General features: G+C 68.1%; 4 protein-coding genes. All 4 read right to left on the bottom strand.

Features of this window, described 5'->3' with window-relative positions; genetic code table 11:
- Positions 1-119 precede the first annotated feature (119 nt).
- On the bottom strand, positions 120-497 hold the full coding sequence (locus tag KMAL_RS16475) for a hypothetical protein (RefSeq protein ID WP_239020197.1): 378 nt from the start codon (positions 495-497) through the stop codon (positions 120-122).
- A complete protein-coding gene (locus tag KMAL_RS16470; RefSeq protein ID WP_110096525.1) occupies positions 490-1,542 on the bottom strand; it encodes a hypothetical protein in 1,053 nt (350 codons plus the stop codon). The genes KMAL_RS16475 and KMAL_RS16470 overlap by 8 nt, the downstream gene beginning before the upstream one ends.
- On the bottom strand, positions 1,539-2,042 hold the full coding sequence (locus KMAL_RS16465; protein ID WP_110096524.1) for a c-type cytochrome: 504 nt from the start codon (positions 2,040-2,042) through the stop codon (positions 1,539-1,541). The genes KMAL_RS16470 and KMAL_RS16465 overlap by 4 nt, the downstream gene beginning before the upstream one ends.
- The coding region (locus KMAL_RS16460) for a quinol:electron acceptor oxidoreductase subunit ActD (RefSeq protein WP_110096523.1) at positions 2,039-2,371 on the bottom strand (333 nt) is incomplete at its 5' end. The genes KMAL_RS16460 and KMAL_RS16465, both read right to left, overlap by 4 nt.

Genomic DNA, 2,371 nt, shown 5'->3' with positions numbered 1-2,371 from the left:
CCCGTCCCCCCGCGCCATGGCGGGACGCCCCCATCCCGCAGGCACCGCGCAGGCCAGCGCGACCGCCAGCACGGCCATCCGCACCACGGCATATGACGGCATGGCACGATGGTGGCGCATCATGGGGATATCCTTTCGCCAGCAGGCCAGCCGGGGATGCCTTCACGCGCGATTTCCCCCATGGCCTGGTCGATCGGGATATGCCCGATGCCGCTGCCTGCGTCCGTCCAGCCAAAACCGTTCAGGGCGCTTTCCTCCCGTGCGGCAAACGCCGCCATGTCCGCCGCGGGATCGGATTGCAGCCGGGGTTCGGCAATGACCGGGAAAGGCGGCTTGAGCAGGCGGTCGAGTGATTTCTGCGGGAACAGCACATCGGCCACCATCACAAGCCCGCCCACCGCAAGACCGATGGCCAGTCCGCCGGCCATGACCGCACGCAGGGAAATGTCGCGTGTTTCGTGATGGGATGGCCGGGGATCGGGACGATGGTCAGACATGGGCGTCCCCCCGTTCGTCCCTGTACGATACGGACGGCGCCCGCATGCCGGGACGAAGCACGAGGAAGATGCTGCCCGCGCCAAAGAACGCAAGCGACAGCAGCACTGGCAGCACGATCTGCGCCCATGGCCGGCCGGGCAGCACCAGCCAGAAATTGCGCACCACTTCCATCCCCGCCAGCAATCCGGCCACCGCAACGACAACGGGGCGCCGCCGCTGAAGGGACGGCAGGGCCAGCAGCACGAAGGGCAGGACAAAATGCAGCCCCACGAGACAGAGCGCCACCATCCCCCATCCCCCCCGCAGGCGCGGGCCGTACCATGCGGCCTCTGCCGGCAGGTTGGACTGCCACACGATCAGGAACTGCATGAAATCCAGATAGGCCCACAGCACCGTCAGTCCCAGCAGCAGGCGCGCCAGATCGCGCAGCAGGTCCGCCGTGCTGGCACGCGCCCCTTCCAGCACGATGCCCATGGCGGATGCCAGCAGCACGGCCCCGGCCGAGGCGACAAGCCCGTAGGCGCTGGAACTGAAATGCGGAGCAAGGGATTCCGTAAGGTCGATTGCCGCAAAGCCGTATGTAAGGCCCAGCACGATCAGCCCGGCAGGCGCGATCCACCCCGGTTCGCGGCCGCGCAGGCACACCAGCGCCAGCACGCCCCACGCAAGCACGTAGATCATGGCCCGCGCCAGCGCGGCAGGCGGGTTGAGATAGAAGCCATTTGCCAGCCCCACGCCCCCGTCCGGGTGCAGCCACGGATACAGGTCACCCGCCCCCAGCATCACGCCTGCCAGCGCGGGCAGACCCAGCGGGAGCGTGGCGATACCCGCACGCAGGGCCGGATACATGATCGCGCCCCACCGCCCCCCCGTAAGGGCATGCACCAGCATGAGCGCCATGCTGCCAAGCGGCCAGCCAAGCCATGCCACCGTGACCGCAAGCCAGGCGGCGCCCATGGCCTCTGGCCTCCAGATGGCATCGGCCATGACGCCAGCCAGCGCGACAGCCGCAACGGCGGAGGCCATGTACCGGGCGCGGGTCACGGCCGGGACGCCCGCTGGACGGGAGACATGTCCGCCAGCATCGCATGCTGGCTGCGGCGCAGCGCGTACAGGTAGGCCACGATGGCCCAGCGGTCATCGGGCATGATCCGCTGTGCAAAACCATACATGATGCCCTGCCCCGACGTGATGATGTCGTAAAGCCGTGCGGGCGCGGCATCACGTGTCGGGGCGGTGGCAAGGGGAAGCGGGGCGGGAAAGCCCCGTTGCACCACCATGCCGCCCCCCTGCCCCGTGCGGGCATGGCATGGCGCGCAGAAGGCGTCATATTCACTGCGCCCGCGCCGCAGCAGGGCCGGTGTCAGGGCAGGCGCGGGATGCGCGACATCATGATATTCCACGCTGCCCTGCGCCACATCCGCCGGCGCGGTGCGGGAACTGGCGTAGGGGTTTTCCTTATGCTGCTTCGACATGTCGTCGCAGCCGGCGGCCAGGAACATCAGCACGCCAGGCAGGACGCACAGCGGCCATGGACGTCTCATGGCCCGATCTCCTCGATCGTCAGCGCGCCATGGCGGACCAGTATGGCCCGCACCTTCGTGTCCGTGCCCCCGCGCACCACGATGGCATGGCCACCTGTCATGACGCCCTGCATGGCCGCGGCCTCATCCACGGGGTCGTAAAGGCGCGGCAGGCGCACGGTCATGAAATAACCGATGATGCCCGCCATGATGGCCCCCATCACCGCCAGTTCGAAAGCGGCCGGGATATAGGATGGCCATGACAGGTCCGGCCTGCCGCCAATATCCTGCGGATAGGCCAGCGTCGTTGCATAAACCTGCATGCCAAGCCCGCCCACGCCCCCCAGCAT

Origin of the sequence: Novacetimonas maltaceti (assembly GCF_002906255.1) — a bacterium.
In the GTDB taxonomy this organism is placed as follows: Bacteria; Pseudomonadota; Alphaproteobacteria; order Acetobacterales; family Acetobacteraceae; genus Novacetimonas; species Novacetimonas maltaceti.
Note: the sequence above shows the minus strand (reverse complement) of the source record. Positions and strands in the feature narration are given on the sequence as shown.